This window comes from Azospirillum sp. TSH100, from assembly GCF_004923295.1.
Taxonomy (GTDB): Bacteria; Pseudomonadota; Alphaproteobacteria; order Azospirillales; family Azospirillaceae; genus Azospirillum.
In genome coordinates this window covers 466,390-490,081 of sequence record NZ_CP039638.1, presented here as the reverse complement: position 1 = coordinate 490,081, position 23,692 = coordinate 466,390, and the positions used below count along the sequence as shown (strand labels likewise).

At 70.4% G+C, this 23,692-nt stretch carries 26 protein-coding genes; 11 read left to right on the top strand and 15 right to left on the bottom strand.

The genetic code is table 11. The annotated features are described in order from the left end of the window. The first annotated feature begins 53 nt into the window (after positions 1-53). A complete protein-coding gene (locus E6C72_RS27655; protein WP_247875715.1) occupies positions 54-2,123 on the top strand; it encodes a methyl-accepting chemotaxis protein in 2,070 nt (689 codons plus the stop codon). Between the two features lie 29 nt (positions 2,124-2,152). Here the strand turns inward: E6C72_RS27655 and E6C72_RS27650 are convergent, their stop codons facing one another. Both E6C72_RS27650 and E6C72_RS27645 read right to left on the bottom strand, forming a co-directional pair. Beyond that, on the bottom strand, positions 2,153-2,881 hold the full coding sequence (locus E6C72_RS27650; protein ID WP_109085921.1) for a ChrR family anti-sigma-E factor: 729 nt from the start codon (positions 2,879-2,881) through the stop codon (positions 2,153-2,155). Continuing rightward, the gene (locus tag E6C72_RS27645; RefSeq protein ID WP_109085922.1) at positions 2,878-3,525 is read right to left on the bottom strand and encodes a sigma-70 family RNA polymerase sigma factor; all 648 of its coding nucleotides are present in this window, start codon (positions 3,523-3,525) and stop codon (positions 2,878-2,880) included. Before E6C72_RS27645 ends, E6C72_RS27650 begins: the two co-directional genes overlap by 4 nt. 226 nt (positions 3,526-3,751) lie before the next feature. Here E6C72_RS27645 and E6C72_RS27640 point away from each other — a divergent pair, with 226 nt between their 5' ends. The 4 genes from E6C72_RS27640 to E6C72_RS27625 are packed head-to-tail and all read left to right on the top strand — an operon-like array spanning position 3,752 to position 7,838. Next, complete coding sequence (locus E6C72_RS27640) at positions 3,752-5,158, top strand: NAD(P)/FAD-dependent oxidoreductase (RefSeq protein ID WP_109085923.1); 1,407 nt, start codon at positions 3,752-3,754, stop codon at positions 5,156-5,158. Further along, positions 5,158-6,033: a DUF1365 domain-containing protein gene (locus E6C72_RS27635; protein ID WP_109085924.1), complete on the top strand. Its 876-nt coding sequence runs from the start codon at positions 5,158-5,160 to the stop codon at positions 6,031-6,033. The genes E6C72_RS27640 and E6C72_RS27635 overlap by 1 nt, the downstream gene beginning before the upstream one ends. Positions 6,034-6,058: 25 nt before the next feature. After that, positions 6,059-7,294, top strand: a complete 1,236-nt coding sequence (locus tag E6C72_RS27630; RefSeq protein WP_109085925.1) for a cyclopropane-fatty-acyl-phospholipid synthase family protein — start codon at positions 6,059-6,061, stop codon at positions 7,292-7,294. 16 nt (positions 7,295-7,310) lie between these two features. Beyond that, on the top strand, positions 7,311-7,838 hold the full coding sequence (locus E6C72_RS27625; protein WP_109085926.1) for a DUF3833 domain-containing protein: 528 nt from the start codon (positions 7,311-7,313) through the stop codon (positions 7,836-7,838). On the opposite strand, the gene E6C72_RS27620 is transcribed toward E6C72_RS27625, so the two are convergent. Genes E6C72_RS27620 through E6C72_RS27610 form a run of 3 tightly spaced genes read right to left on the bottom strand, consistent with a single transcriptional unit; the run spans position 7,801 to position 9,321 of the window. Continuing rightward, on the bottom strand, positions 7,801-8,247 hold the full coding sequence (locus E6C72_RS27620) for a nuclear transport factor 2 family protein (protein WP_109085927.1): 447 nt from the start codon (positions 8,245-8,247) through the stop codon (positions 7,801-7,803). The two genes, E6C72_RS27625 and E6C72_RS27620, sit on opposite strands and share 38 nt — an antisense overlap. Next, positions 8,244-9,011: an SDR family NAD(P)-dependent oxidoreductase gene (locus tag E6C72_RS27615; protein ID WP_109085928.1), complete on the bottom strand. Its 768-nt coding sequence runs from the start codon at positions 9,009-9,011 to the stop codon at positions 8,244-8,246. The genes E6C72_RS27620 and E6C72_RS27615 overlap by 4 nt, the downstream gene beginning before the upstream one ends. A 55-nt stretch (positions 9,012-9,066) precedes the next feature. Then, positions 9,067-9,321 (bottom strand): hypothetical protein, encoded by a 255-nt coding sequence (locus tag E6C72_RS27610; protein ID WP_109085929.1) that lies wholly within the window; start codon positions 9,319-9,321, stop codon positions 9,067-9,069. A gap of 368 nt (positions 9,322-9,689) precedes the next feature. On the opposite strand from E6C72_RS27610, the gene exbB reads away from it, so the two are divergent. From exbB to E6C72_RS32570, 5 genes are read left to right on the top strand one after another with little or no spacing between them, the layout of a single operon-like run. Next, positions 9,690-10,661, top strand: a complete 972-nt coding sequence (exbB, locus tag E6C72_RS27605) for a tonB-system energizer ExbB (RefSeq protein ID WP_247875717.1) — start codon at positions 9,690-9,692, stop codon at positions 10,659-10,661. A 5-nt stretch (positions 10,662-10,666) separates the two neighbouring features. Then, a complete protein-coding gene (gene exbD / locus E6C72_RS27600; protein WP_109085930.1) occupies positions 10,667-11,095 on the top strand; it encodes a TonB system transport protein ExbD in 429 nt (142 codons plus the stop codon). Beyond that, positions 11,092-11,931 (top strand): energy transducer TonB, encoded by an 840-nt coding sequence (locus E6C72_RS27595; RefSeq protein WP_109085931.1) that lies wholly within the window; start codon positions 11,092-11,094, stop codon positions 11,929-11,931. The genes exbD and E6C72_RS27595 overlap by 4 nt, the downstream gene beginning before the upstream one ends. A 34-nt stretch (positions 11,932-11,965) precedes the next feature. After that, the gene (locus E6C72_RS32575; protein ID WP_158280165.1) at positions 11,966-12,457 is read left to right on the top strand and encodes a PepSY-associated TM helix domain-containing protein; all 492 of its coding nucleotides are present in this window, start codon (positions 11,966-11,968) and stop codon (positions 12,455-12,457) included. Then, entirely contained in the window at positions 12,430-13,188 is a 759-nt protein-coding gene (locus E6C72_RS32570; RefSeq protein WP_158280166.1) for a PepSY domain-containing protein, read from the top strand. Before E6C72_RS32575 ends, E6C72_RS32570 begins: the two co-directional genes overlap by 28 nt. A 30-nt stretch (positions 13,189-13,218) precedes the next feature. On the opposite strand, the gene E6C72_RS27585 is transcribed toward E6C72_RS32570, so the two are convergent. The 4 genes from E6C72_RS27585 to E6C72_RS27570 form a co-directional block, all read right to left on the bottom strand. After that, positions 13,219-13,713: a hypothetical protein gene (locus tag E6C72_RS27585; RefSeq protein WP_109085933.1), complete on the bottom strand. Its 495-nt coding sequence runs from the start codon at positions 13,711-13,713 to the stop codon at positions 13,219-13,221. A gap of 108 nt (positions 13,714-13,821) precedes the next feature. Beyond that, on the bottom strand, positions 13,822-14,499 hold the full coding sequence (locus E6C72_RS27580) for a phosphatase PAP2 family protein (RefSeq protein ID WP_247875718.1): 678 nt from the start codon (positions 14,497-14,499) through the stop codon (positions 13,822-13,824). A gap of 115 nt (positions 14,500-14,614) precedes the next feature. After that, complete coding sequence (locus tag E6C72_RS27575; RefSeq protein WP_109085935.1) at positions 14,615-15,568, bottom strand: D-2-hydroxyacid dehydrogenase family protein; 954 nt, start codon at positions 15,566-15,568, stop codon at positions 14,615-14,617. Positions 15,569-15,583: 15 nt separating this feature from the next. Further along, entirely contained in the window at positions 15,584-16,564 is a 981-nt protein-coding gene (locus tag E6C72_RS27570) for a phosphoribosylaminoimidazolesuccinocarboxamide synthase (RefSeq protein WP_109085936.1), read from the bottom strand. Between the two features lie 103 nt (positions 16,565-16,667). Between E6C72_RS27570 and E6C72_RS27565 the strand changes: the two genes are divergently transcribed. Beyond that, positions 16,668-17,432, top strand: a complete 765-nt coding sequence (locus E6C72_RS27565; protein WP_109085937.1) for a 4'-phosphopantetheinyl transferase superfamily protein — start codon at positions 16,668-16,670, stop codon at positions 17,430-17,432. Between the two features lie 34 nt (positions 17,433-17,466). Here the strand turns inward: E6C72_RS27565 and E6C72_RS27560 are convergent, their stop codons facing one another. The 6 genes from E6C72_RS27560 to E6C72_RS27535 all read right to left on the bottom strand — a co-directional run bounded on the left by E6C72_RS27560 (position 17,467) and on the right by E6C72_RS27535 (position 23,683). After that, positions 17,467-18,894, bottom strand: coding sequence for a S41 family peptidase (locus E6C72_RS27560; protein WP_109085938.1), 1,428 nt, complete (start codon positions 18,892-18,894; stop codon positions 17,467-17,469). Between the two features lie 279 nt (positions 18,895-19,173). Then, positions 19,174-19,896, bottom strand: a complete 723-nt coding sequence (locus E6C72_RS27555; RefSeq protein WP_247875719.1) for a sugar transferase — start codon at positions 19,894-19,896, stop codon at positions 19,174-19,176. A gap of 145 nt (positions 19,897-20,041) precedes the next feature. Further along, positions 20,042-21,088 (bottom strand): hydrogenase expression/formation protein HypE, encoded by a 1,047-nt coding sequence (gene hypE, locus E6C72_RS27550; protein WP_109085940.1) that lies wholly within the window; start codon positions 21,086-21,088, stop codon positions 20,042-20,044. A 50-nt stretch (positions 21,089-21,138) separates the two neighbouring features. Continuing rightward, positions 21,139-21,369 (bottom strand): HypC/HybG/HupF family hydrogenase formation chaperone, encoded by a 231-nt coding sequence (locus E6C72_RS27545; protein WP_014189579.1) that lies wholly within the window; start codon positions 21,367-21,369, stop codon positions 21,139-21,141. Between the two features lie 15 nt (positions 21,370-21,384). Beyond that, positions 21,385-22,425 carry a hydrogenase nickel incorporation protein HypB gene (hypB, locus tag E6C72_RS27540; RefSeq protein WP_109085941.1) on the bottom strand — a complete coding sequence of 347 codons (1,041 nt, stop codon included), beginning with the start codon at positions 22,423-22,425 and terminating at the stop codon, positions 21,385-21,387. A gap of 76 nt (positions 22,426-22,501) precedes the next feature. Next, on the bottom strand, positions 22,502-23,683 hold the full coding sequence (locus tag E6C72_RS27535; protein ID WP_247875720.1) for a nickel-dependent hydrogenase large subunit: 1,182 nt from the start codon (positions 23,681-23,683) through the stop codon (positions 22,502-22,504). Between the last annotated feature and the right edge of the window lie 9 nt (positions 23,684-23,692).

Below are 23,692 nucleotides of genomic sequence, written 5' to 3'. Positions count from 1 at the left end.
ATTTGCCGGATTCCGCTGGCCGGTCGGACTCTTAACCATTGAAGTTCTTAATCATGATGGCTGTCGGTAGCATTCTGCACATCATCTCGATCCGGGCGAAGGTTGTGTCGGTCGCGGTGTTCGTCTTCGCCGCGGTCTGCCTGTCCTCCGTCCTCACCATGCGTGACATGGGCCGGCAGACCGATCATCTGTCCGAAGTGCAGCGCGGCGCGCACGACGTGGTCGGCAGCGTCATTCCCCTGCTGTCGCTGGTCTGGGAAATCCGCAACGACGTGGTGCAGACCCAGCAATGGCTGACCGACATTTCGGCCACCCGCGGGCTGGACGGGATGAATGACGGCCCGGAAAAGGCCGCCGACTATGCCCGCAAGTTCGAGGAGCACACCGTCAAGGCCACCGAACTGGCGCGGGCACTGAACCTGCCCCAGGTGGTCGGCGAGATCGACAGCGCCCGCAAGGCTTTCGGTCCCTATTACGACATGGGCCGGCGGATGGCGCAGGCCTATGTCGACGGCGGGCCGGAGGCCGGCAACCGGATCATGGGAGAGTTCGACAGCGTCGCCGACGCGATGGGCGACAGCCTGGAGACGCTGGGCGCCAGCGTGGTCGCCGTCAGCGGCGACCGGCTGAAGGAGCTGACCGGTGGCATCGAGGTGGTGCGGGAAACGTCCGACGGTCTGCGCTGGACGCTGATCGGCGCCGGGCTGGCCATCCTGCTGATGGCGTTGGCCTGCGTCATCTTCCTGGAGGCGGCGGTGATCCGCCCGATGGACCGGCTGCGCCGCGCCATGGTCGCGCTGGCCGGCGGCACCCTGGAGGTCGAGGTCGGTCTGGACGGGCGCCGGGACGAGATCGGCCACATGGCCGACACCGTCCGCGTCTTCCAGAAGAGCGCGCAGGAGAACGCCCGGCTGCGCGCCGCCCAGGAGGAAACCCGCCGCCGCGGCGAGGAGGAACGGCGCCACGCGCTGGAGGCGATGGCGGAAAAGGTGGAGCGCGAGACCCGCGTCGCCGTCGACCATGTGGCGGAACGCACCAGCCGCATGAGCAGCAATGCGGGCGCCATGGCGGAATCGGCGGTGCAGGTCAGCGGCAATGCGCAGAACGTCGCCGCCGCCGCCCAGCAGGCGCTGAGCAACGCCGAAACCGTCGCCGCCGCGACCGAGGAGCTGTCGGCCTCCATCGGTGACATCGGCATGCAGGTGTCCACCGCCACCCAGGTCACCGGCCGCGCGGTGGAGCGGGCCGGCCTCGCCCGGTCGACCATCGAACGGCTGTCGGCCTCGGTCGAGCGCATCGGCGCCGTCGCCCGGCTGATCGGCGACATCGCCAGCCAGACCAACCTGCTTGCCCTGAACGCCACCATCGAGGCGGCGCGGGCCGGCGATGCCGGGCGCGGCTTCGCCGTGGTGGCGAACGAGGTGAAGAATCTCGCCAGCCAGACCGCCCGTTCCACCGAGGAGATCGGCTCGCTGATCTCGGAGGTCGAATCCGTGACGGCATTGGCCGTCGGCGCCGTCGGCGAGGTGTCGGAGACCATCGACGAGGTGGCCGGCATTTCGTCCTCCATTGCCGCCGCGGTGGAGGAGCAGGCGGCGGCGACCCAGGAGATCGCCCGTTCGGTCACCCAGACCAGCGATGCGGCGAAGGAGGTGTCGATGCGGATCGGCAGGGTTTCCGCCGAGGCCGATTCAACCCAGAACCGGGCCGACGAGGTGCGCACCGTCGCCGACGATGTCGCCGGCGGCATCGACGCCCTGCGCAACGTGCTGATCCGCGTCGTCCGCACCGCCACCGCCGATGTCGACCGCCGCCAGCGCCCGCGCTTCGCCGTCTCGATCGGCTGCGTGCTGGAGGTTCCGGGATCCCGCCCGGCGTCCGTCACCATCGCCAACCTGTCGGCGGGCGGCGCCATGCTGACCGGCCTCCCCGATCCGGTGACCGGCGGAACGGTGACCCTGCGCATCGACGGCTTGGCCCGCCCGCTCACCGCACGGGTCAAGTTCGGCGAGCAGGACCGGCTGCATGTGAAGTTCGATCTGTCCGAGGCCGAGCAGGAGGCGTTCGACCGCGAGGTCGACCGGCTGACGCGCGGCCTGACGCCAATGGCCGCGGTGGCGTGACCGCAGAGAGGTGGTGGATACGTCCTGCCCTACAGCCCGATGAAGGGCTGCATCAGCCGGCCCATCAGGCCGGTGAAGCGCAGCGGCGCGTCGGTGGCGATCAGGCAGATGCAATCGCGGTGGCTGTCGGCGATCGGCTGGTGGCTGGTCTCGCCATCGACCTCCGCCAGATCGCCGGGGCCGTAGCGGCCGAGCTCGTCGGCGAAATGGCCGCTGAGCACCACGGTCAGTTCCAGCCCGCCATGGCCGTGGTGGGGCAGGGCGGTGCCGGGCGCGATGCGCAGCAGCTGGGCGGCACCGCCGGATGCCGTGCGCGGCAGCAGTTCCACCCGCCGCACGCCCGGGGCCAGACGCTGCCAGGGCAGGCCGTCGAGCGACGGGACATAGGTGCGCAACGGACGGGGCAGGGCCGGCGTCGTATCGGCCGTGGGGACGTGGTTCGGCTTGCTCAGCCGCAGCCTGGAAGGCAGGGCCTTGCACGGATTGGCCGGCGCCTCCTCCCGGTCCAGCCGGTCGAGCGTGGCGGCCAGCGACAGTGTCTCCAGCGGGGCCGGCGGCAAATCCTCCAGCAGGGCGCCGCCCAGCGCCTCCACCTCCGCCAAGGCGGCGCGGCAATCGGGGCAATGGGTGAGATGGACGGCGACGGCCAGCGACAGCCCTTCTCCCAGGCTGCCCGCGCCGTAAGCCACCAGCAAGGCGTCGCTGGGGTGATGGTTCGGCAGGAAGATCTGGCGGGCGGTGGATTGGCGGGGGGTCATCGGTCGTCGTCTCCCAACGCCTTGCGGATCTTGACCATGGCCAGACGCAGGCGCGATTTCACTGTGCCCAGCGGCACGTCCAGCCGTTCGGCGATCGCCGGATGGGCAAGGTCGGCGAAGAAGGACAGCCGCACCACCTCCGCCTGCTCCGGCGTCAGCGAGGCCAGCGCGCCGCGCAGCCGGCTGGCGCGGCGGTCGCCGTCCAGAAGTTCGTCGGCGCGCGGGCGGTCGTCCTCATGCTCCAGCAATTCGTCGTCCGACACCTCCGGATGGCGCTCACGGCGCAGCGCGTCGATGCGCAGGTTGCGGGCGATGGTGAAGACCCAGGTCGCCGCCTCCGCCTTCGCCGGGTCGTAGAGGGCGGCCTTGCGCCACACCGACAGCAGGGTGTCCTGCGCCAGATCCTCCGCCCGCTGCGCCGGCATGCCGAGCTTCAGCATGTAGGCCTTCACCCGCGGGGCGAAATGGGCGAACAGCCGGGCGAAGGCCTGCCGGTCGCCCGCCGCCACCGCGACCAGATCGGCGGACAGCTGCGCAGCCGCCGGATCGTCGCCGCGTGCCGGCAACCCGCCGCCCGGTGCTCCGGATCTGGCGCGGTCCGGTCCGGCGGCATGGGTCAGAAGGGTGGCCAAGGGGGCGATCATGCTGGAGTTACGCCGACGCCCGCGCTTCGGATCACTGGTGCCTGCGTCTTTTTGTCCGTGTCTCCCCGTGCATTCCGCCGGGTGACCGGAAAGCGCGAGCGTGGCGATGATCCAACCGCGATCCGCCTCCGTATCTCGATCACACGCCGAGCCTACCCATTCCGGTTAGGGTGCCGACCCTCAGACCGATCCCGGAAACAGCCAAGACCCCGAAAAGGGCCGCCCCATGCCGCAATCCCCGTCTCCCCCTTCCTCTCCGGCTCCGCTCGACATCGCCGTGATCGGCGCCGGCATCGCCGGGCTGTCGGCGGCCTGGCTGCTGTCGAAGACGCACCGCGTCACCCTCTACGAGAAGGAGGACCGGCCGGGCGGCCACGCCAACACGGTGGATGTGGAGGGGGAGGCCGCCACCCCGGTCGACACCGGCTTCATCGTCTACAACGAGCCCTGCTACCCCAATCTGGTGGCGTTGTTCGACCATCTGGGTGTCGCGACCCGGGCGACCGACATGAGCTTTTCCGCCTCGCTGGACGGCGGGCGGGTGGAGTATGCCGGCAGCTCGCTCGGCACCCTGTTCGCGCAGAAGCGCAACCTGCTGCGCCCGCGCTTCTGGCGGATGATCGCCGACCTCTTGCGCTTCTACCGCGAGGCGCCCGGCCTGTTGACGGATCCGGCGGCGGAGACGCTGACGCTCGGCGACGTGCTGGACCGCGGCGGCTATTCCGACGCCTTCGTCCGCGACCATCTGCTGCCGATGGCCGCCGCCATCTGGTCGACCCCGGCGGACTCGATGCGCGGCCATCCCGCCGCCGCCTTCATCCGCTTCTGCGACAACCACGGCCTGCTGAGGATCACCGGCCGCCCGGTCTGGCGCACGGTGGAGGGCGGCAGCCGCAGCTATGTCGGGCGCATCCTGGCCGACATGCCCGGCGCCCTGAGGCTGAATTGCGGGGTGGAGGGAATCGTCCGCGAGGAGAACCGTGTGCTGCTGCGCGACCGCCGCGGCGTTGTGCGCGCCCACGACCATGTGGTGATCGCCACCCACGCCGATCAGGCGCTGTCCCTGCTGGAGGATGCCGGGGAGGAGGAGCGCCGGCTGCTGGGCGCCTTCGGCTATGAGCGCAACCTTGCCATCCTGCACAGCGACGCCGCCCTGATGCCGAAGCGCCGGGCGGTGTGGTCGAGCTGGAACTATCTGGCCGAGCAGGGCGATGGCGGCCGGCAGGGGGAACGCGACGCCGTGTGCGTCACCTACTGGATGAACCGGCTACAAGGCTTCCTGCCAAGGGAACGCGATCTGTTCGTCACGCTGAACCCGATCCGCCCGCCGCGCGAAGGCAGCATCCTGCGCAGCGTGCTCTACGACCACCCCATTTTCGGGATGGAGGCGCTGGCGGCGCAGAAGCGGCTGTGGAGCCTGCAAGGAAAGCGGCGGACCTGGTTTGCCGGCTCCTATTTCGGCGCCGGCTTCCACGAGGACGGGGCGCAGGCCGGCCTTGCGGTGGCGGAGGCGCTGGGCGGCCTGCCACGGCCCTGGACGGTGGCGAACCCGTCCGGCCGCATTTATGTCGGACCGACGCCGGCGCCGGCACCCGTCCAGGCAGCGGGCGCCGCCGAGCTGGAGACGGCGTGATGGAAACGGCGCGTTTCGCCTCCGGTCTCTATGTCGGCACGGTGATGCACCACCGGGTGAAGCCGGTGCGGCACCGGCTGTCCTACCGGGTGTTCAGCCTGCTGGCCGATCTGGACGAGCTTCCCCGGCTGGACCGCGAGTTGCGGCTGTTCGCCCGCAACCGCTTCGGGCTGATCGGCTTCCGCGACCGCGATTTCGGGCCGTTGGGTGGTGAATCCCCCCTCCCCCCCGGGGGGGAGAGGGAGATAAGGGATCTGAAAGCCTGGGCCGAAAGCCAGCTTGCCGCCGCGGGGATCGACGGCGGCGGGCCGGTGCGGCTGCTGTGCTTCCCGCGGGTGTTGGGCTTCGTCTTCAACCCGCTCTGCGTCTGGTTCTGCCACCGCCGGGACGGGACGCTCGCCGCCGTCATCCATGAGGTGTCCAACACCTTCGGCCAGCGCCACGCCTACCTGATTCCGGCTGCGCCGGGGCCGGACGGGCTGGTGCGCCAGCGCTGCGAGAAGGGCTTCTACGTCTCGCCCTTCATGGACATGGAAACCGCCTATCACTTCCGCATCCGGCCGCCCGGCGGGCAGCCGGGGGAGCCGCTGGCGGTGTCGATCCGCCAGACCGATGCCGAGGGGCCGGTGCTGCACGCCTCGCTGACCGCCGAACGGGTGGAGCTGAGCGACGGCGCCATCCTGCGCGCCTGGGCCCGCCATCCGCTGATGACCGCCAAGGTGGTCGCCGGCATCCATTGGGAGGCGCTGCATCTTTGGCGCAAGGGGCTGGCGATCCGCCCGCGTCCGCCGGCCCCGGCGCATCCCGTCACCATCGTGAAAAGCGCAATCGTGGGGGGCGCCGGCGTGACAGGCATCGGCCCCACCCGTTCCTGACCGTTTCCGAGAAGGCTTTCCGCCCATGACCGACATCGCTGCAAGCGCGCTTCGACGTCAGCCCCGGTGGCTGCGGCTTGTGACCGGACGCGACCTGTGGACCGCAGCCCTGACGAGGATGGCCGGCCGCATCGGCCGTGGCGAGCTGACCCTGCGCCTGCCCGACGGCCGGACCATGTGCGTCGGCGATCCGGCGCAAGGCCCGCGCGCCGACCTGACGCTGCTCGACGATGTCGCGGCACGCCGGCTGCTGTTGGGCGGCGATATCGGCATGGCGGAGGCCTATGGCGACGGGCTGTGGCGCACCGGCGACCTGCCGGCGCTGATCGAGCTGGCGATCCGCAACGAGGCGGAGCTGGGCAGCGGTCTGGACGGCAGCCTGCTGGCCGGGCTGGTCAACCGGCTGTTCCACCGCAGCCGTGCCAACTCCCGCCGCGGCAGCCGCCGCAACATCGCTTTCCATTATGATCTGGGCAACGGCTTCTACCGGCTGTGGCTCGACCCCGGCATGACCTATTCCTCCGCACTGTACGAGCGCGAGGACCAGAGTCTGGAGGACGCGCAGGAGGTCAAGATCGCCCGCGTCGCCGACCTGCTGGATCTTCGGCCCGGCCATCGGGTGCTGGAGATCGGCTGCGGCTGGGGCGGCATGGCGGAGCATCTGGCTGGCCGCCGCGGCGCCTCGGTCGTCGGGCTGACCCTGTCGGCCGAGCAGCTGGCCTTCGCCCGCGACCGCATGGACGGCGCCGGGCTGGCCGCACAGGCCGATCTGCGGCTGATGGACTATCGCGATGTGGGCGGCAGCTTCGACCGCATCGTCTCGATCGAGATGATCGAGGCGGTGGGGGAGGAGCATTGGCCGCGCTACTTCGCCACCCTGCGCGACCGGCTGCTGCCCGGCGGGGCGGCGGTGGTCCAGGCGATCACCATCGACGACGCCCGATTCCCGGCCTACCGCCGCAATTGCGATTTCATCCAGCGCCACATATTCCCCGGCGGTCTGCTGCCCTGCCCGTCGGTCCTGCGCGCCGAGGCGGAGCGCGCCGGGCTGGTGGTCGACCATGTCGAGACCTTCGGCGCTTCCTATGCCCGGACCTGCGCCGAGTGGCGGCGTCGCTTTCTGGAGGCCGCGCCGCAGGTGGCGGCACAGGGCTTCGACGAGCGGTTCCGCCGGCTGTGGGATTATTACCTCGCCTATTGCGAGGCAGGCTTCCGCGCCGGGACCATCGATGTCGGGCTCTGGCGTTTCCGCAAGCCGTGAGCGGAGGGCGCCTGAGATGAAGATTGAGGATTTCGCCGGCCGGACGCCCGAGTTGCGGATCGAGGAGTATTTCGCCGGGCGCACCCATGCCTGGGGGGTGTTCGAGGACCGGTTCGGCACGCTGCGCCGCAGCTTCACCGTCGAAATCGACGGCCGGTGGGACGGCCGGGAGCTGATGCTGGACGAACGCTTCGTCTATGCCGACGGCGAGACCGACCGCCGGGTCTGGCGCATCGCCAGGACCGGCGACGGCCTCTATGAGGGGCGGGCCGACGATGTGATCGGCACGGCGTCCGGTCGGTCGGTCGGCAATGCGCTGAACTGGACCTACGAGATGGCGCTGAAGGTCGGTGGCGACCGCTGGCGCGTGCGGTTCGACGACTGGATGTGGCTGCAACCCGGCGATGCGCTGATCAACCGGGCCAATGTCTATCGCTGGGGGCTGTGGATCGGCACGGTCAGCCTGTTCTTCCTGCCCGAAGGCCGGCTGGCGCTGCCGGAGGCCGTCAATCCGGCGGAAAGGCGCCCAGCCGCCGCCGAATGAGGCGCAAGGGCGCGCCCAGCAGCGGCAGGCGCAGATAGACGTGCTCGCCGGAATCCCAATGGTCGATGTGTTCGGCCACCCGACCGTCGGCGGCCTGCCGCACCTCGCTGGTGCCGATCACGTCCAGGCGGCCGATGCCGGTCACCGTTGCCTCGAAGCGCCAGCGCAGGATCGCCAGATCGGCGGCGAACAGCCGGTGGGTGACGGTGAAGCGCAGGTCGCGGCAGCCGTCCAGCGTGTGGACCAGCACCGCGCGCACCGCGTCGCGGCCATGGGCGTCGTTGAAGGGGTCGCGGAAGCGCACTTCCGGCACCGTCAGCGCCGGCAGCCGGTCCAGCCTGTCATGGCTGAGCGTCTCGAAGAATTGGGCCCAGGCCTCCAGCCCGGCGTTCCGCGGATCGTCCGTCATGTTCCCGTCGCCTTGCGCACCAGGGGGAAATAAAGCCGATAGGGCAGGCAGCGCGCCAGCTTCAGCTTGCGGGTGAAGCGCCGGGGGAAGCTGATCTCGAAGCGGTCGCCGTCAAGCCCCTCGGCCAGTTCGCGGGCCGCGTCCTCCACCGCCATCAGGTCCGGCATGGAAAAGCGGTTGCGGGCGGTCAGCGGCGTGTCGACGAAGCCGGGGCAGACCAGTTGCAGCTTGATCCCGGCACGATCGCAGTCGGGCTTCAGCGATTCGCACAGGTTGATCAGCGCCGCCTTGGTCGGGCCATAGGCCGCCGCCGTCGGCAGGCCGCGGTATCCGGCGACCGAGGCGACCACCGCCACCTGCCCGCGTCCCCGCGCCCGCATGCGCGGCAGCAGCGCCTCCAGCCCATGGACGACGCCCATGTAATTGACCTCCAGCAGCCGGCGGGCGGTGTCGGCGGAGAAATCCTCCAGCGACATCGGGATGTGGGTGCCGGCGTTCAGCACCGCCCGGTCGATTGGTCCCAGCCGGCTTTCTATCGCTTCGACAGTGGCGGCGGTCGCCTTGCGGTCCGTCACGTCCAGCGGGAACATCCGCATGCGGTCGGGCACCAGTTGAACGGCGGCCGTCAGATCCTCGACCGTTCGGGAGGACAGCGCGACCGAAGCCCCGCCCGTGGCGAGATGGATCGCCAGCGCCCGGCCGATGCCGCTGCCGGCCCCGGTGATCCAGGTAACGCCGTTCGAGCCGGCCTCCGTACCATCCATGGCGTGTGCTCCGCACCGTTTCCCCCGAGCGGTACGCGGCCGGGACTCCGCCGGATCACCAGATGCGGCGGGCCAGTTGGTCGCCCTGCCCGGACAGATCACGCATCAGGGCGCGGGCCTCCTCCTCGCCGGTCCAGTGGGCGACGGACGCGATGCCGTCGGGGGTGTCCGTCGCACCCTCGCGGCCACCGCCGACGTCGTCCGGCATGCCGAACACCTGTCCAGCGCGTGCCTCGACCACCGCGAAACGGCCATCGCAGGCCACCAGTCGGAAGCTGCCCTTTTCCTCCACCACCGAAACCGTGGTCATCGGCCCTCTCCTTGGCGTTGTCTTGACCGCCGGTTCAACCGCTGCGGAAGCCGGAAGGTTGCGCAACGCCGAGATTCTTCGCGACAGCCGGGGGGAGTTGGTGGTATTGAGACTTATTCGCACTTGGTTGCTGCTGCCATTCCCGCGTCCTTTACAGTTCGTGCGGCCAACAAAATCGCGGCCGAGCAGCGCCGAATTCCCACAAAAAACGAATGACTCGCCGCTGGGTGCGGTCGATTTTCAGTGCGAGTGCGACTCATTCGCATTATAACCGCGGTGGGGTATCTGCTCCGGGGCATTGCTCCGGAGTGCCATCGGGTTTTTGCATCGCGCGTGCCGGGCACGCGCCGAGGGGGAGTTGGACCGCCATGCCGACATCGTATCGCCACCGTCCTGTCCTGGCCGCCATGTTCGCCGGCGCCGGGATGCTGATGGCCGGCGCCGTCCGGGCGCAGGAGGCCGCCGCGCCGGCCGCCGCCATGCCGTCGGTGGGGCCGTCGGTGGGGCCGGTAGCGGGGCCGGGGGTGGCGCAAGGGGCGGCGCAGGGCGTGCCGGACGCTGCGGCGGCGCTCGCCTCCCTGCCGCACGACCTGTCGCCCTGGGGCATGTTCATGACGGCCAGCCCCGTGGTGCAGGCGGTGATGGTCGGTCTGGCGCTCGCCTCGGTCGTCACCTGGACCATCGCCATCGCCAAGACGGTGGAGCTGTCGTCCGCCAAGCGCAAGGCGCGGGCGGCGCTGGCGATGCTGGAGGACTCCCGCTCGCTGTCGCAGGCGGCGGAGCGGGTCGGTTTCAGCCAGGGCACGGCGGGGATGCTGATCCGCGCGGTGGTGGCGGAGACCCATCTGTCGGCCGACGCGCCGTCGCGCGACGGGCTGATGGACCGTGCGGCCTCGCGGCTGGAGCGGATCGAGGCGGCGGCCGGCCGGCGCATGGCGCGCGGCACCGGCATCCTCGCCACCATCGGCTCGACCGGTCCCTTCATCGGCCTGTTCGGGACGGTGTGGGGCATCATGACCAGCTTCATCGGCATCTCCAAGGCGCAGACCACCAACCTCGCCGTCGTGGCGCCGGGCATCGCCGAGGCGCTGCTGGCGACCGCCATCGGCCTGGTCGCCGCCATCCCGGCGGTGGTGGTCTACAATGCGTGCAGCCGCGCCATCGGCGGGCACAAGGCGCAGTTGACCGACGCGTCGGCCGCCGTGCTGCGCCTGCTGAGCCGCGACATCGACCGCCACGCCCTGCCGCGGCCTCATGCGGTGCAGGGCCATGCCGTGCCGGGCCATGGTGTCCAGAGCCATGGTGTTCAGGGCCACGGCAATTCCCGTGCGGCGGAGTGACGGCGATGGGTGCGCGCCTCGGCTCCGGCAACGACGATGATCTGACCGAAACCCATGAGATCAACGTCACGCCCTTCATCGACGTCGTCCTCGTCCTGCTGATCATCTTCATGGTCGCGGCCCCGCTGGCGACGGTTGACGTTCCGGTCGACCTGCCGGCCTCCACAGCGACGCCGACGCCACGGCCGGACAAACCGCTGTTCCTGACCATCCAGGCCGACAAGACGCTGTCGCTGGGCGAGACCACGACGACCAGGGAGGCTCTGGGCACGGCACTGGACGCCGCCACCCATGGCGACAAGACCCAGCGCGTCTTCCTGCGCGCCGACAAGACGGTGGATTACGGTGCGCTGACCGAGGTGATGAACAGCCTGCGCGCCGCCGGTTACCTGAAGATCGGCCTCGTCGGGCTGGAAACGGCGCCCGCCCCATGAGCGCCGCCTTCGACCACGGCATTGTCGACTGGTCGGCCGGGGACGACGAACGGCCGGCGCGCGGGGCATTCCGCTGGGGTGGCGCCCTGATGCTGGCGCTGGGCGTCCATGCCGCGGCCGGTGTCGCGATGGTCGCCTGGCATGTGCCGGTCACGCGATCGGAGGCTGAACCGCCGGCCGTGCTGCTGGAACTCGCCCCGCTGCCGGTCACCCCGCCTGAACCGCCGCCGGCCATCGACATTCCCTTGCCGGAACCGATGCCGGAGCCGGTGATCGAACCGCCGCCACCCGAGCCCGAACCGGTCGTGGAGGAACCGCCCCCGCCGCCGGAGCCGCCTCCCGTGGTCGAGCCGGAGGTCGTGCTGCCCAAGCCTCCGCCCGAACCGCCGAAGCCCAAGCCCGAGGTGAAGAAGGAAGCGCCGAAGCCGAAGCCGGAGAAACCGAAACCGCCGCGCCCGGTGGTGGCCCAGCCGGTGCAGCAGGCTCCGGTGGCGGCCCCGCCCGCTCCGGCGCCCGCTCCTGCCGCCGCGGCACCTGCGCCCAGCCGGGCGGTGCCGACATGGCAGGGCCGGCTGCTGAGCCATCTGGAACGGCACAAGCGTTACCCGCGCGCCGCCCAGGCCCGCCGGCAGGAGGGTGTCGCCCAGGTCCGCTTCGTCATCGATCGCGAGGGGAATGTGCTGTCGGTCCAGCTCGACCGCAGTTCCGGCGTCAGCGCGCTGGATGAGGAGACGGTGGAGATGGTGCGCCGCGCCTCCCCCCTGCCGGCCCCGCCGGAGGAGATGGCGAAGGACCGCATCGAGCTGGTGGTTCCGGTCCAGTTCTTCATCCGCTGATCCGTCCAGCCGCCTGTCCCGTCAGAGCCCGCCCATGGCCAACGCCAGCAAGCCGCGCAGCCAGCGCCCGTGGTACCGTACGCTTCAGACCGTCCATCTGTGGGTCGGGCTGATCCTCTGCCTTCCGCTGGTCGTCCTCGGCATCACCGGATCGATCCTGGTGGTGGACGAGGAGTTGCGTGGCCTGACCGGCGATGCGCCGGCCATTGCCGACGGGCCGATGCAGCCGGTCTCCGCCATCCTGGCTGCCGCCCGCGCCGCCGCACCGGCTGGGACGCAGCCGGGCTTTCTGGTCCTGCCGGACGAGCCCGGCCATCCTGCGACCGTCCGTCTGGTCACCGCGCGCGAGCGCGGAGGGGAACGGCTGCAAGGGGCGCAACCGGGTGCGCCGCAAGCGCCGCAGCAGGGGCCGGTCGGCATGCTGGCCATCGACCCGGTGTCGCTGGCGCTGGTGGGGGCGCCGATCCGGCCCAGGCCTCCGGCGGCTTCCTGCGCACGGTGCACCTGCTGCACGGCAATCTGCTGATCCGCGACCGCAGCGGCCGCGAACTGGTCGGCTGGCTTGGCGTGGCGATGCTGGTGCTGGGCGTCAGCGGCCTTGTCCTGTGGTGGCCCCGGCCGGGCCGCTGGAAGGCCGCCTTCACCGTCAAGGCCGGCGCCCGTGGCCTTCGCCTGCACCGCGATCTGCATGGCGCGGTCGGCATCTGGTCGCTGCCGGTCTTCCTGATCGTCAGCTTTTCCGGCGTCTATCTCGCCTTTCCGCAGACGCTGGGGGCGGGGGTGTCGTCGGTCCTGCCGGCCCGCGACCTGCGCGCCGCCGTGACGGTGCAGCCGGTGAAGGGAGCGGCCCCCATCGACGTCGACCGCGCGGTCGCTTTGGCGCGCGAGGCGATTCCGAGGGCTGATCTGCGCTCCGTCTCGCTGCCGATCCGGCCGGATCAGGCCTACCGGATCGGTCTGGCCCCGGTTGGACGGGCGCATGGCGCACCCGCCGCGACGGTGTTCGTCGATCCCTGGACCGCGCAGGTCGCCGAGGTTCGCGATCCGGCCGGTTACAGTGCCGGCGAGACGGTGATGGCGTGGCAGCGCCCGCTGCATGCCGGCGAGGGTCTGGGACCGCTGTGGAAATGGGCGGTCTTCCTGTCCGGGATTTCGCCGCCGCTGTTCGCCGTCACCGGCACGCTGATGTGGTGGCTGAAGCGCAAGGCCCGCCGGGGCAAGGACGCCGAGCGCGCGGCGGCACTGGCGGCGGGGTGAGCGGAGACTCCCGCCGCAGGAGACAGCCCGTCACTCCAGCGTCGGTTCCACCCGCCGGCCGACCCGCCGCTGCGAATCGACGGCGGCGCGCAGGCGGTCGCGGGCGGCGCCCCGGCTGCCGGCGGTGGCCGCCGGGCGCAGGCCGTTCAGGGCGGCCAGGAAATTGGTGCCGGCGCGGCCCTTCGGTTCGTTGACCAGCCGGGCCGGCAGCGCCGGGATTTCCTGCGTCACCACATCGCGGTCGGCGTCGCTCCCCGCCATATCCGCCGCCTTCGCCTGGGCGCGGGCCTGCTGCGCCTCAACCCGGGCGCGGGCGACGATGCGTTCGCGCAAATCCACATCCAGCGTGCGGAACACGCGCGAGGCCTCGTTCAGTTCATTCTCCCGCCCGCTGTCCAGCGTCCGCTTCAGGGCGTTGGCCAGCAGGCGGCATTCCAGGACGCCGGGCACCCGTTCGCGCTCCACCGCACGGGCGAGGACGCCGACGGCTTCAAGGGTTTCGCGGTCGAGTGTGCCCTGGGGCATGGTACGGCCTGATCCGAATGGGTTAGCGCCGACACTATCGGTTGGTAAGCGTCCTTATTCAACCCGCTTGTTAACCTTTTGTGCGATGCACCCGGATCAGCGCCGGCATCAACGCCCGGCGCTCGCTTCCGGCCGGTCCTGCTCCACGGCGCCGCGGCGTTGCAGCCACTCGGCGATCATCCAGCAGAAGGCCGCCCAGGCGGCGCCGACGCTCCAGCCCGCCAGCACGTCGGTCGGCCAGTGGACGCCGAGATAGACGCGGCTCGACCCGATCACCAGCGTCAGCAGCATCGCCCAGGTCAGCAGATAGGCCTTGGTCCGCCGGCCCTCGACGAACTGGGTCAGCAGGGCGCCCAGCGTCAGGTAGACCACCGCCGACTGCATGGCGTGGCCGCTGGGAAAGCTGGCGGAGATCACCTCGTCGCCATGGGGCACCAGATCGGGGCGGGCGCGGTCGAACAGCATCTTCAGCACCGTGCTGAGCGTCCCGCCGCCGCCGACCGACACCAGAACCAGCAGGGCGGCCGCCCGCTTGTGCAGAAGCAGCAGGAAGCCCAGCGTGGCGACGGTCAGCAGGGCGAGGATGGTGGTGCTGCCGAGCGAGGTGATGTCGCGCGCCACCCGGGCCAGCCACCAGGGGCCGCCGGGCTGGTCGGGGTTCAGCGGGTCGCGCAGCGCCAGCAGGATGCGCTTGTCGAAGGCGGTGGTCTCACCCTCCATCACCTCGCCGGCCAGTTCGACGAAGCCGAACAGCAGGCCGGCGATGACCGAAAGGCCGACCAGCATGCCCAGCTGATGCCGGCTCAGCCTCGCCCAGAAGCCACTTTTGCCAAAACCGTTTCCACCGCTGCTCCCGCCCCCTTCGCTTCGGCTCACCCGCACCCTCCATCCCTGTTGCCGTTCAGGCGGGAGAGAGCAGCCGCACCGGTGAGCCGGCCGTCCAGGCCAGGATGTCCTCCAGGGCGTCGCGGTAGAACACCGCGTAATTCTCCCGCGTCACATAGCCCAGATGGGGCGTCAGCACGGTGTTGGGAAGGTCGAGCCAGAGGCTGTCTTTCGGCAGAGGCTCGATCGGGAAGACGTCGATGCCGGCGCCGCCGATATGGCCGTGGCGCAGCGCTTGGACCAGCGCCGCCTCGTCCACCAGCCCGGCGCGCGAGGTGTTGACGAAGAGCGCGGTCGGCTTCATGGCGCCGATCTCCTCCGCGCCCACGACGCCGCGGGTGCGGTCGCTCAGCACCAGATGGACGCTGACCACGTCGGAGGTCGCGAACAGCTCGCGCTTCTCCACGCGGGTCACGCCCGCTTCCGCGGCGCGTTCGTCGGTCAGATTGGGGCTCCAGGCCACCACATCCATCCCGAAGGCCTGACCGACCCTGGCGACCTTGCTGCCGAGCTTGCCCAGGCCGACCAGACCCAGCCTCTTGCCGCCGAGATCGCCGGTCAGGCCGGTCTGCCAGCGGCCCTCGCGCAGGGCCCGCTCCTCGGTCGGGATGCGCTTGGCCAGCGCCAGGATCAGGCCCCAGGTCAATTCGGCCGTGGGGGCGCCGACCATGCGGGTGCCGCTGACCGGGATGCCGCGGGCGGCACAGGCCTTCAGGTCGATGGCGTTGTTGCGGGCGCCGGTGGTGACCAGCAGCTTAAGGTTCGGCAGCCGGTCGATCAGGGAGGCGGGGAACGGTGTGCGTTCCCGCATGATGACCAGCACGTCGAAGGGCTCCAGCGCCGCCGCCACCGCCTGCTCGTCCCCGAGCGGTTGCTCGAAGACCGTCAGGCTGCTTCCCGCCGGAAGCTGCGACCAGTCGGCGAGGTCGCGGGCGACCCCCTGGTAGTCGTCGAGAATGGCGACACGCATGGAGCCCTCCCCGTCTTACTTGGTGAAGTAGGGCGCCAGATTGGCGCGGATGCGGTCCAGCACCGGGACGGCGGTCGCCGGCACCTCGAACGGCTGGCCGGTGATGGTCTCGCCGGCTTCGATATAGACGCGGGCGGCTTCCAGAACGACGTCGCCGGGGATCTCCGGAATGTCCTGGGTGTAGGGATCGCAGCGGGCGACCACCCAGTTGCGGACGAAGTCCTTGTCGAAGCTTTCCGGCTTCTCGCCGGCCTCGAACCGCTCCTGATAGCTGGCGGCGAACCAGTAGCGCGAGCTGTCCGGGGTGTGGATCTCGTCCGCCAGCAGGATGTTGCCGTCCTCGTCGAAGCCGAACTCGTACTTGGTGTCGACCAGGATCAGGCCGCGCTCCGCCGCAATCTTCTGGCCGCGGGCGAACAGGGCCAGCGCCTTGTCCGACACCTCGTCCCACTGGGCGCGGGTCAGCAGGTTGCGCTCGACGATCTCGGTCGCGGTCAGTTCCTCGTCGTGGCCGGCATCGAAGGCCTTGGTGGTCGGCGTGATGATCGGGGTGCCGAGCTTCTGGTTCTGGCGCAGCCCGTCCGGGAAGATGTGGCCGTACATCTCGCGCCGGCCCTGCTTGTACATCGACCAGATCGAGGTGCCGGTGGTGCCTGCCATATAATCGCGGACCACGACCTCGACCGGCATGATGGTCAGCCGCTTCGCCACCACCACGTTGGGATCCGGATATTCCAGCACGTGGTTCGCGCAGATGTCCTTCGTCGCCTCGAACCAGAAGCGGGCGGTCTGGGTCAGCACCTGCCCCTTGAAGGGGATGGCGGTCAGGGCGCGGTCAAAGGCCGACAGACGGTCGGTTGTGATCAGGATCCGCCGACCATCCGGAAGGTCGTAGTTTTCACGCACCTTGCCGCGGTAATGATTGGGCAGCTCCGGGATGAAGGCGTCGCGAAGAACGTTGGTCAGGTGCGGGGCGAGCAGGGCGGTGTCAACCATGGGATCCTGGTCCGGATGCAGGGGCGGATGCGAGAGGCGCGCATGATACCCGAAACCCCTGCCGGAGCCAGGACGCTAATTTAGGAGGGAGGATCGCTGTCCGATGCATGACGGGACCATCGAAATGCCGGATCCTGGGCTTGCCGGCGACTATGTCCTGGCGCCGGGAATCATCCGCGTCTGGTTCGCCGATCTCACCCGGCTGTCCGCGCACAAGGCGGCGATGCGGGCCCTGCTGTCCGCCGACGAGCGGGAGCGTGCCGACCGCTTCCTGATGGAGCGGCTGACCGACCGCTTCATCCTTCGCCGCGGGCTGCTGCGCCTGCTGTTGGGGCGCTGCACCGGCCGCGACCCGGCGGGGCTGGTCTTCGATTACGGCACGCACGGCAAGCCGGCGCTGCCCGGCGGCCCGGCCTTCAACCTCAGCGACAGCGAGGACAGCCTCGCCATCGCCGTGGCGGCGGAGGGGCGGATCGGCGTCGACATCGAAGGGCTGCGCCCGATCGAGAGCGCCGACGGCATTGCCGACCGCTTCTTCCACGCCACCGAGCGCGCTGCTTTGCAGGCGCTGGAACCGGAACAGCGGGACGAGGGCTTCCTGCTGGCCTGGACGCGGAAGGAGGCCTTCATCAAGGCGGCCGGCGTCGGGCTGTCGATGCCGCTCGACCGGTTCGCGGTGGAGGTGACGCCGGGCGCACCACCGGCCCTGCTGGAGATCGGCGAGGATTTGCGCGGCGATGTCGGCGTGACGGCGGACTGGAGCCTGTTCGACTGCCGGGTGCTGCCCGGCGCCATCGCCGCCATCGCGGCGCATGGCACCGGCTGGACGGTGGAGACGCGGGTGGTGGGTGCGGGGTTCGTGGAGTAGGAAAACGCCCTCTCCCGCCCCGGGAGAGGGAAATTCACTCTCCCCCGGCCAGTGTGCCGGTCAGGCGGTTGCGGATGGCGGAGACGGCGCATTCCAGCGGGCGGTCGTCATCGGGCTTGGGGGCCTTGTCCATCACGTCGGGGCACATGTCCTGCGCCAGCCAAACCTGCGGCTTCGGCGGGACCGGGGCGTTGGGGTCGCAGGTGGCCGGATCGGGGTGGGTTTCCTCGGTGCTGCCGTGGGTCGGCTTGACCTCCAGGTTCGGCGAGACGCCGAAGCAGTCCACCAGCGCCCCCGACGGGCGGTAGTAGCGGGCGGTGGTCAGCCGGATGCCGGTGTCGACGCTGAGGGAGGAGATCGTCTGCACCGATCCCTTGCCGTAGGAGCGGGAGCCGAACAGCAGCGCCCGGTGATGGTCCTGCAAGGCGCCGGCGACGATCTCCGACGCGGAAGCCGAACCGCTGTTGATGAGCACCACCACCGGCAGCCCGGCCATCAGGTCGCCGGCGGTGCCGCGATAGGTGCGGGATTCCTCCGGATCGCGGCCGCGGACGGAGACGATGTCCACCGTCTCCAGGAAGCGGTCGGCCACCTGCACCGCCTGCTCCAGCAGGCCGCCGGGGTTGTTGCGCAGGTCGATGACGGCGCCGGTCAGCCGGCCCTTCGCCTGCCGGCGCATGTCCTCGATCGCCGCGTCCAGCGCCGAGGAGGTCGACTGGTTGAAGGTGGCGATGCGGACATAGGCGACATTGCCCTCCAGCCGGTAGCGCACCGGCTGGATTTTGACGATGGCACGGGTCAGCGAGACGCGGGTGTTGGGCTCGGTCGCCGGCGGGCGGCGGATCGACAGGGCGACGGAGCTGCCGACGGGGCCGCGCATGCGGGCGACGGCGTCGTGCAGGTTCAGCCCCTTCACCGCCACGTCGTCGATGCGGGCGATCAGGTCGCCGCTGCGCAGGCCGGCACGGGCGGCGGGCGAGCCGTCGATGGGGGAGACGACCTTGATCAGGCCGCTTTCCTCGTCCATCGTCACCTCGATGCCCAGACCGCCGAACTCGCCCTGGGTCTGTTCGCGCAGATAGCGGTAGCGCTCGGCGTCGAGGAAGCTGGAATAGGGGTCGAGCGAGCCCAGCATGCTGTCCAGCGCGGCCTCGGTCAGCATGCGGTCGCTGGCCTTGGGGTTCTCCGCCTTCTTCTTCTTCATGCCGTCTTCGGCCTTGTCGACCAGCACCTGCGGGTCGAAGGGCTTCACATGCTCCGTCAGGACGCGGCGCATGGCGTCGGAGAAGAGGACGTAATTGCGGTCGGCGGTGGACAGCGAGCCATAGCCACGGATCTTGGCGAAATCGGTGCGGTAGCGGTCGAGCGCCGCGACGGTGTCGGCACGGCTGGTCGGCGCCACGGCGCAGGCGGGCCCGATCGCCACCATCATCAGCAGCAAGGCAGCCAGCAGCTTCGCCATCCTTGGACCCTCTTGACTGGCCGATCCGGCCGGCGGTCTTACACGCATCGTTCACTTATACCAGGGTTTCGCCGGTTGCCCGACCCTAGCACGTCGTTCGCCCATTCTCAAAGTCCACCCCGATTTCGGCAAGAGGGTCATGCCTGCGGTGGATATGGTGGACCGCGCGATGGGGCGGACTCCTGACATAGGAAGCGCAAACAGCGATGTCGCGCGCCCCGATGGGACGCGCGACCGGCGTGAAGGGATGAGCACTTTCGGAGGGGGCCGTGGGGGGCGCTAGTAGGCGCCGCTGCCCTTCACCACGACGCGGACGGTGCGCAGCATGATGCCGATGTCGGCCCAAAAGCTCCAGCCGACGACATAGGCGGTGTCGAGCTGGACGCGGCGCACGTAATCGACGTCGCTGCGGCCGCTGACCTGCCACAGCCCGGTCAGGCCGGGGCGGCAGCGGGTATAGAAGGGGAAACAGGCGTGGTAGTAGGACACCTCGTCGTCGATGATCGGACGGGGGCCCACAAGGCTCATGTCGCCGCGCAGCACGTTGATCAGCTGCGGCAGCTCGTCCAGGCTCGACTTGCGCAGGAAACGGCCGACCGGGGTGATGCGCGGGTCGTTGCGCAGCTTGCGCGTCGCCAGCCATTCGGCCCGCGCCTCCTCGTCGGTGGCGAGCAGCCGTTCCAGCACCTCGGCGGAATTGACCACCATCGAGCGGAACTTCAGGCAGGTGAAGGGGCGGCCGTCGGCGCCGACGCGCCGGTGGCCGAACACCGCCGGTCCGCCGTCGCGCGCCACCATCCAGGCCAGGACGAGCATCAACGGCCCGAAAACGGCAAGCAGCGCCAGCGAGCCGACGATGTCGAAGGCGCGTTTGACGCGGTGCCTGTGCAGGGGCGGGCAACCGGGGAGCCGGTCCATCGCCTGCATCGCCGACCGGGTTCCGGCCATCCGGCCGGGGTCCAGACGGGGAGCGCCCAAAAGAGCGATGTTGGACAACGCCATCGTATTCTCTCGTCGCTGATCGTCTCTGGTCAGAGCATAGGACCATCCGAGAGAGGCAACGGCCAGCGCGCGAAAGGGGTCCCGCCAATGGGACCCCTTCTTTGGAAACAGCGGGTTAGCCCGCCGGTACGGGTCGGCAGATAGCTTAGCAGATCCGGGGAAGCTGTTCTCCGGTCAGCCAATCCACGATCCGGCGGCCGCCGAAGCGGGTCTCCATCTGAACGAAACGGTGGGGGTCGTCCACCACACGGCCGATGCAGGCGGCATCCCGTCCCAGCGGGTGGTCGCGCATGACGGAGAGCAGGCGGTCGCACTCCTCCCCGGCGCAGATCGCGATCAGCTTACCCTCGTTGGCGGCGTAAAGCGGGTCGAGGCCCAGCAATTCGCAGGCCGCCGTCACCTGCGCCCGCACCGGGATGTCGGATTCGCGCAGCCGCATGCCGACGCCGGACTGGTGGGCGATCTCGTTCAGCGTCGTCGCCAGCCCGCCGCGGGTGGGGTCGCGCAGCACATGGACATCGGGCACCGCCGCCACCATCGCCGCCACCAGCCCGTTCAGCGCGGCGCTGTCGGACAGGATCGCCGTTTCGAATCCCAGATTGTCGCGGGTCGACATGATGGCGACGCCATGGTCGCCCATGGTGCCGCTGACCAGGATGGCGTCGCCCGGCCGCGCCCGGTCGCCGGAGGGGGCAACGCCGGGCGGCACCATGCCGATGCCGGTGGTGGTGATGAAGACCCCGTCGCCCTTGCCGCGCTCCACCACCTTGGTGTCGCCCGACACGATGGCGACCCCGGCCTCGCGCGCCGCGGCGGCCATGCTGTCGACCACCCTCTTCAGGTCGGCGAGCGGGAAGCCCTCCTCGATGATGAAGCCGGCGGTCAGGTGCAGCGGCACCGCCCCGGCCATGGCGACGTCGTTGACCGTGCCGTGGACGGCCAGCGAGCCGATGTCGCCGCCGGGGAAGAACAGCGGCGACACGACGAAGCCGTCGGTCGTCATCACCATGCGCCCGCCCGGCACGTCGAAGGCGGCCTGGTCGTTGCCCTGGTCGAGCCAGGGGTTGGCGAAGGCGGCGGCGAACAGCTCGCGCACCAGCTGCGCCATCGCCTTGCCCCCCGACCCGTGGGTCATGTCCACCGCCCCGCGGGCGATGTCGAGCTTGCGGGTGAAGAGGCGGCGGTCGGTCATGGCGGGAGTCCGGGTGGTCGGCGGGTGTGTGAGGGTGAGGGGGAGGGGGGTCAGGCCGCGGCTTCGGCTTCGGCGACCTCGGCCAACAGAGCGAGCGTTCGCTCGGCCTCCTCGGCATCCAGGCGGGACAGGGCGTAGCCGACATGGACGATCACGTAATCGCCGACGGCAACATCCTCCACCAGCTCCAGCGAACAGGTGGAGGTGACGCCGCCCAGGCTGACGGTGGCGCGATCGTCGGGCAGCAGGGCGGTGACCAGGGCAGGGACGGCAAGGCACATGGCGGGGGCCTCCGGTCAGATGGCAGCGGAAGCGGCGTGGGAGGCGCGGGCCTCGGCCAGACCGTCGGCGATCCAGTCGTACCACTCCTCCAGCCCCTGGCCGGTGGTGGCCGACAGCTGGATCACCGCCAGCGACGGGTTCAGGCGCTGGGCGTAGCCGATCATCCGCTCCACATCGAAGGTCAGGTGGGGCAGCAGGTCGATCTTGTTGACGACCAGCAGGTCGGCGCGGACGAACATATCCGGGTATTTCAGCGGCTTGTCCTCGCCCTCCGTCACCGACAGCACGACGACGCGGTGGGTCTCGCCGAGGTCGAAGCCGGCGGGGCAGACCAGATTGCCGACATTCTCGACGAACAGTACGCCGTCCGCGCCGAACCTGCCCTCGGCCGCCAGCTTGTCGGCGGCCTGCGCCACCATGGAGGCGTCGAGATGGCAGCCCTTGCCGGTGTTGACCTGGACCGCCGGGGTGCCGGTGGCGCGGATGCGGTCGGCGTCGAAACTGGTCTGCTGGTCGCCCTCGATCACCGCGACCGGGAAGCGGCCCTTCAGGTCGGTCAGGCTGCGGGTCAGCAGGGTGGTCTTGCCCGAGCCGGGACTGGACATCAGGTTCAGCACGAACACGCCGCGCTCGGCGAAGCGGCGGCGGTTGACGGCGGCCAGCCCGTCATTCTTCGCCAGGATGTCGCGCTCGATGGTGACCAGCCGCGGCTGGTTCAGCGCGGCGCCGCCGTCGATGGCGTCCGGACGGTCGGGGCGGTGATGGTCGTGGGTATGGGCGTGATGGGTATGGCCGTGGTCGTGCCCATGGCCATGATCGTGCTCATGGTGCCCATGGTCGTTGTGGCTGTGGCGGAACACCGTGCCGTCGGGGGCGACATGCTCGTGGGTGTCGTCATGGTGATGATGGGCATGGTGGTGCGCCTCGCCGTGGCGATGGCGATAGACCTTGCCGTCGGGACCGATGTGCTCATGGTCGGCGTGGTCATGCCCGCCATCGGCGGCCTTGCCGTCGATCCGCGTCTCGCCTTCGCCGCAACCGCAAACCGTACACATCACGCGCTCTCCCACTCGTCAATTCGCCGGACGCCCGCGCATCATCGACTTGCCCGCGAGCTTCGGCAAGCCATCGTCATTCCTGTACGTCCATGCCGCAAGCGATGCAGGGATCCAGCATCGCGACCAGCAGCCGCGCCCGCTTCACCGCATCGTCGCGGCCGCGCACCTCGGCGCCTGCCAGACCGCGCGCCAGCGGGCCGCCGGCGGCGAAGTTCCAGTCGGTCGGCGCCACCATGCGGGCGTCGGCCAGCCGGTCCTCCCCATCCAGCCGCAGCCAGTGGGCCAGCCGCCCGCGCGCCGTCTCCGCCACGCCGCAGCCTTCGCCCGGACCTGTCGAGCCGGCGGCGACCGGGTCGGCCGGCCGAAGAGCCGCGATGGCTGCCTCCATCCGCCGCGGCAGCTCGGCCAGATCGGCGAGACGCGCCGCGAACAGCCGCACCAGCCCATCGCCGAAGCGTTCCGTCACCGAGACGACCAGCGGGTGGTCGGCCTGCCGCTCCAGCGGACCGGTCAGGGCCGCGGCCCCATCGCGATGGGGGGCGGTGGCGAAGGCCGGATCGCCGGCCAGTGCCGCCGCGAACCAGTCCGGTGACCGTTCGCCGAGCAGAGGCACGCCGCAGCCTCCCCAGCCGGCCAGATCGGGCGACATCAGCCGGGCGGCCAGCCGGGCCGCGTCGGTGCCGCTGCCCATGGCCCAGCGGGCGAGGTCGTCGGCATCCTGCGGCGGCGGCCCGGCGAAGACGGCCGCGTCGAGCCAGCCGGCCATCCGGGCCAGCGCGTCGCGCAGAACCAGGATGTCGGGGCGCAGCGCGCCGCCGCCCGGACGCAGCCCGTCCTTGCCGGGATAGAGCGCCGGCAGGATCGCGGACACCGCCGCCCGCAGGTCGCGCAGGGCGCTTGGCCGCGGAGGGGCGCCCAGATGCGCCGGCCATTCGACCATGGCCTGCCAGCCATGGCTGTCCAGCGACTCCGCATCGGTCAGCAGGGCGCGGGCGGTCTCGTGGCAGGTGGCGTCGATCCCCAGCGCCATCTCGCAGGCGCGCGCGACGGCCAGACCCTGGGCGCTGCCGCACAGGCTGAACAGCAGCGGCGCCAGCCGCACCGCCTCCTCCGCCTTGCGGCCGACCAGGGCGGCGACGGCGCGCGGCCGGCGGGTGGCGACCTCGGCCCGTTGAACGGCCATGCCATCCCTGCCGCCGTCCAGCCACAGCCGGACGGACACCGAACCCTCTCCGGGAAGCATGGTGGCGGACATCGGGGATTC

Excerpts from the sequence above, each read along its gene's own strand:
- E6C72_RS27655 (WP_247875715.1), top strand. The coding sequence starts at position 54 with ATGATGGCTGTCGGTAGCATTCTGCACATCATCTCGATCCGGGCGAAG.
- E6C72_RS27650 (WP_109085921.1), bottom strand. The coding sequence starts at position 2,881 with ATGACCCCCCGCCAATCCACCGCCCGCCAGATCTTCCTGCCGAACCAT.
- E6C72_RS27645 (WP_109085922.1), bottom strand. The coding sequence starts at position 3,525 with ATGATCGCCCCCTTGGCCACCCTTCTGACCCATGCCGCCGGACCGGAC.
- E6C72_RS27640 (WP_109085923.1), top strand. The coding sequence starts at position 3,752 with ATGCCGCAATCCCCGTCTCCCCCTTCCTCTCCGGCTCCGCTCGACATC.
- E6C72_RS27635 (WP_109085924.1), top strand. The coding sequence starts at position 5,158 with ATGGAAACGGCGCGTTTCGCCTCCGGTCTCTATGTCGGCACGGTGATG.
- E6C72_RS27630 (WP_109085925.1), top strand. The coding sequence starts at position 6,059 with ATGACCGACATCGCTGCAAGCGCGCTTCGACGTCAGCCCCGGTGGCTG.
- E6C72_RS27625 (WP_109085926.1), top strand. The coding sequence starts at position 7,311 with ATGAAGATTGAGGATTTCGCCGGCCGGACGCCCGAGTTGCGGATCGAG.
- E6C72_RS27620 (WP_109085927.1), bottom strand. The coding sequence starts at position 8,247 with ATGACGGACGATCCGCGGAACGCCGGGCTGGAGGCCTGGGCCCAATTC.
- E6C72_RS27615 (WP_109085928.1), bottom strand. The coding sequence starts at position 9,011 with ATGGATGGTACGGAGGCCGGCTCGAACGGCGTTACCTGGATCACCGGG.
- E6C72_RS27610 (WP_109085929.1), bottom strand. The coding sequence starts at position 9,321 with ATGACCACGGTTTCGGTGGTGGAGGAAAAGGGCAGCTTCCGACTGGTG.
- exbB (WP_247875717.1), top strand. The coding sequence starts at position 9,690 with ATGCCGACATCGTATCGCCACCGTCCTGTCCTGGCCGCCATGTTCGCC.
- exbD (WP_109085930.1), top strand. The coding sequence starts at position 10,667 with ATGGGTGCGCGCCTCGGCTCCGGCAACGACGATGATCTGACCGAAACC.
- E6C72_RS27595 (WP_109085931.1), top strand. The coding sequence starts at position 11,092 with ATGAGCGCCGCCTTCGACCACGGCATTGTCGACTGGTCGGCCGGGGAC.
- E6C72_RS32575 (WP_158280165.1), top strand. The coding sequence starts at position 11,966 with ATGGCCAACGCCAGCAAGCCGCGCAGCCAGCGCCCGTGGTACCGTACG.
- E6C72_RS27585 (WP_109085933.1), bottom strand. The coding sequence starts at position 13,713 with ATGCCCCAGGGCACACTCGACCGCGAAACCCTTGAAGCCGTCGGCGTC.
- E6C72_RS27580 (WP_247875718.1), bottom strand. The coding sequence starts at position 14,499 with ATGCTGGTCGGCCTTTCGGTCATCGCCGGCCTGCTGTTCGGCTTCGTC.
- E6C72_RS27575 (WP_109085935.1), bottom strand. The coding sequence starts at position 15,568 with ATGCGTGTCGCCATTCTCGACGACTACCAGGGGGTCGCCCGCGACCTC.
- E6C72_RS27570 (WP_109085936.1), bottom strand. The coding sequence starts at position 16,564 with ATGGTTGACACCGCCCTGCTCGCCCCGCACCTGACCAACGTTCTTCGC.
- E6C72_RS27565 (WP_109085937.1), top strand. The coding sequence starts at position 16,668 with ATGCATGACGGGACCATCGAAATGCCGGATCCTGGGCTTGCCGGCGAC.
- E6C72_RS27560 (WP_109085938.1), bottom strand. The coding sequence starts at position 18,894 with ATGGCGAAGCTGCTGGCTGCCTTGCTGCTGATGATGGTGGCGATCGGG.
- E6C72_RS27555 (WP_247875719.1), bottom strand. The coding sequence starts at position 19,896 with ATGGCGTTGTCCAACATCGCTCTTTTGGGCGCTCCCCGTCTGGACCCC.
- hypE (WP_109085940.1), bottom strand. The coding sequence starts at position 21,088 with ATGACCGACCGCCGCCTCTTCACCCGCAAGCTCGACATCGCCCGCGGG.
- E6C72_RS27545 (WP_014189579.1), bottom strand. The coding sequence starts at position 21,369 with ATGTGCCTTGCCGTCCCTGCCCTGGTCACCGCCCTGCTGCCCGACGAT.
- hypB (WP_109085941.1), bottom strand. The coding sequence starts at position 22,425 with ATGTGTACGGTTTGCGGTTGCGGCGAAGGCGAGACGCGGATCGACGGC.
- E6C72_RS27535 (WP_247875720.1), bottom strand. The coding sequence starts at position 23,683 with ATGTCCGCCACCATGCTTCCCGGAGAGGGTTCGGTGTCCGTCCGGCTG.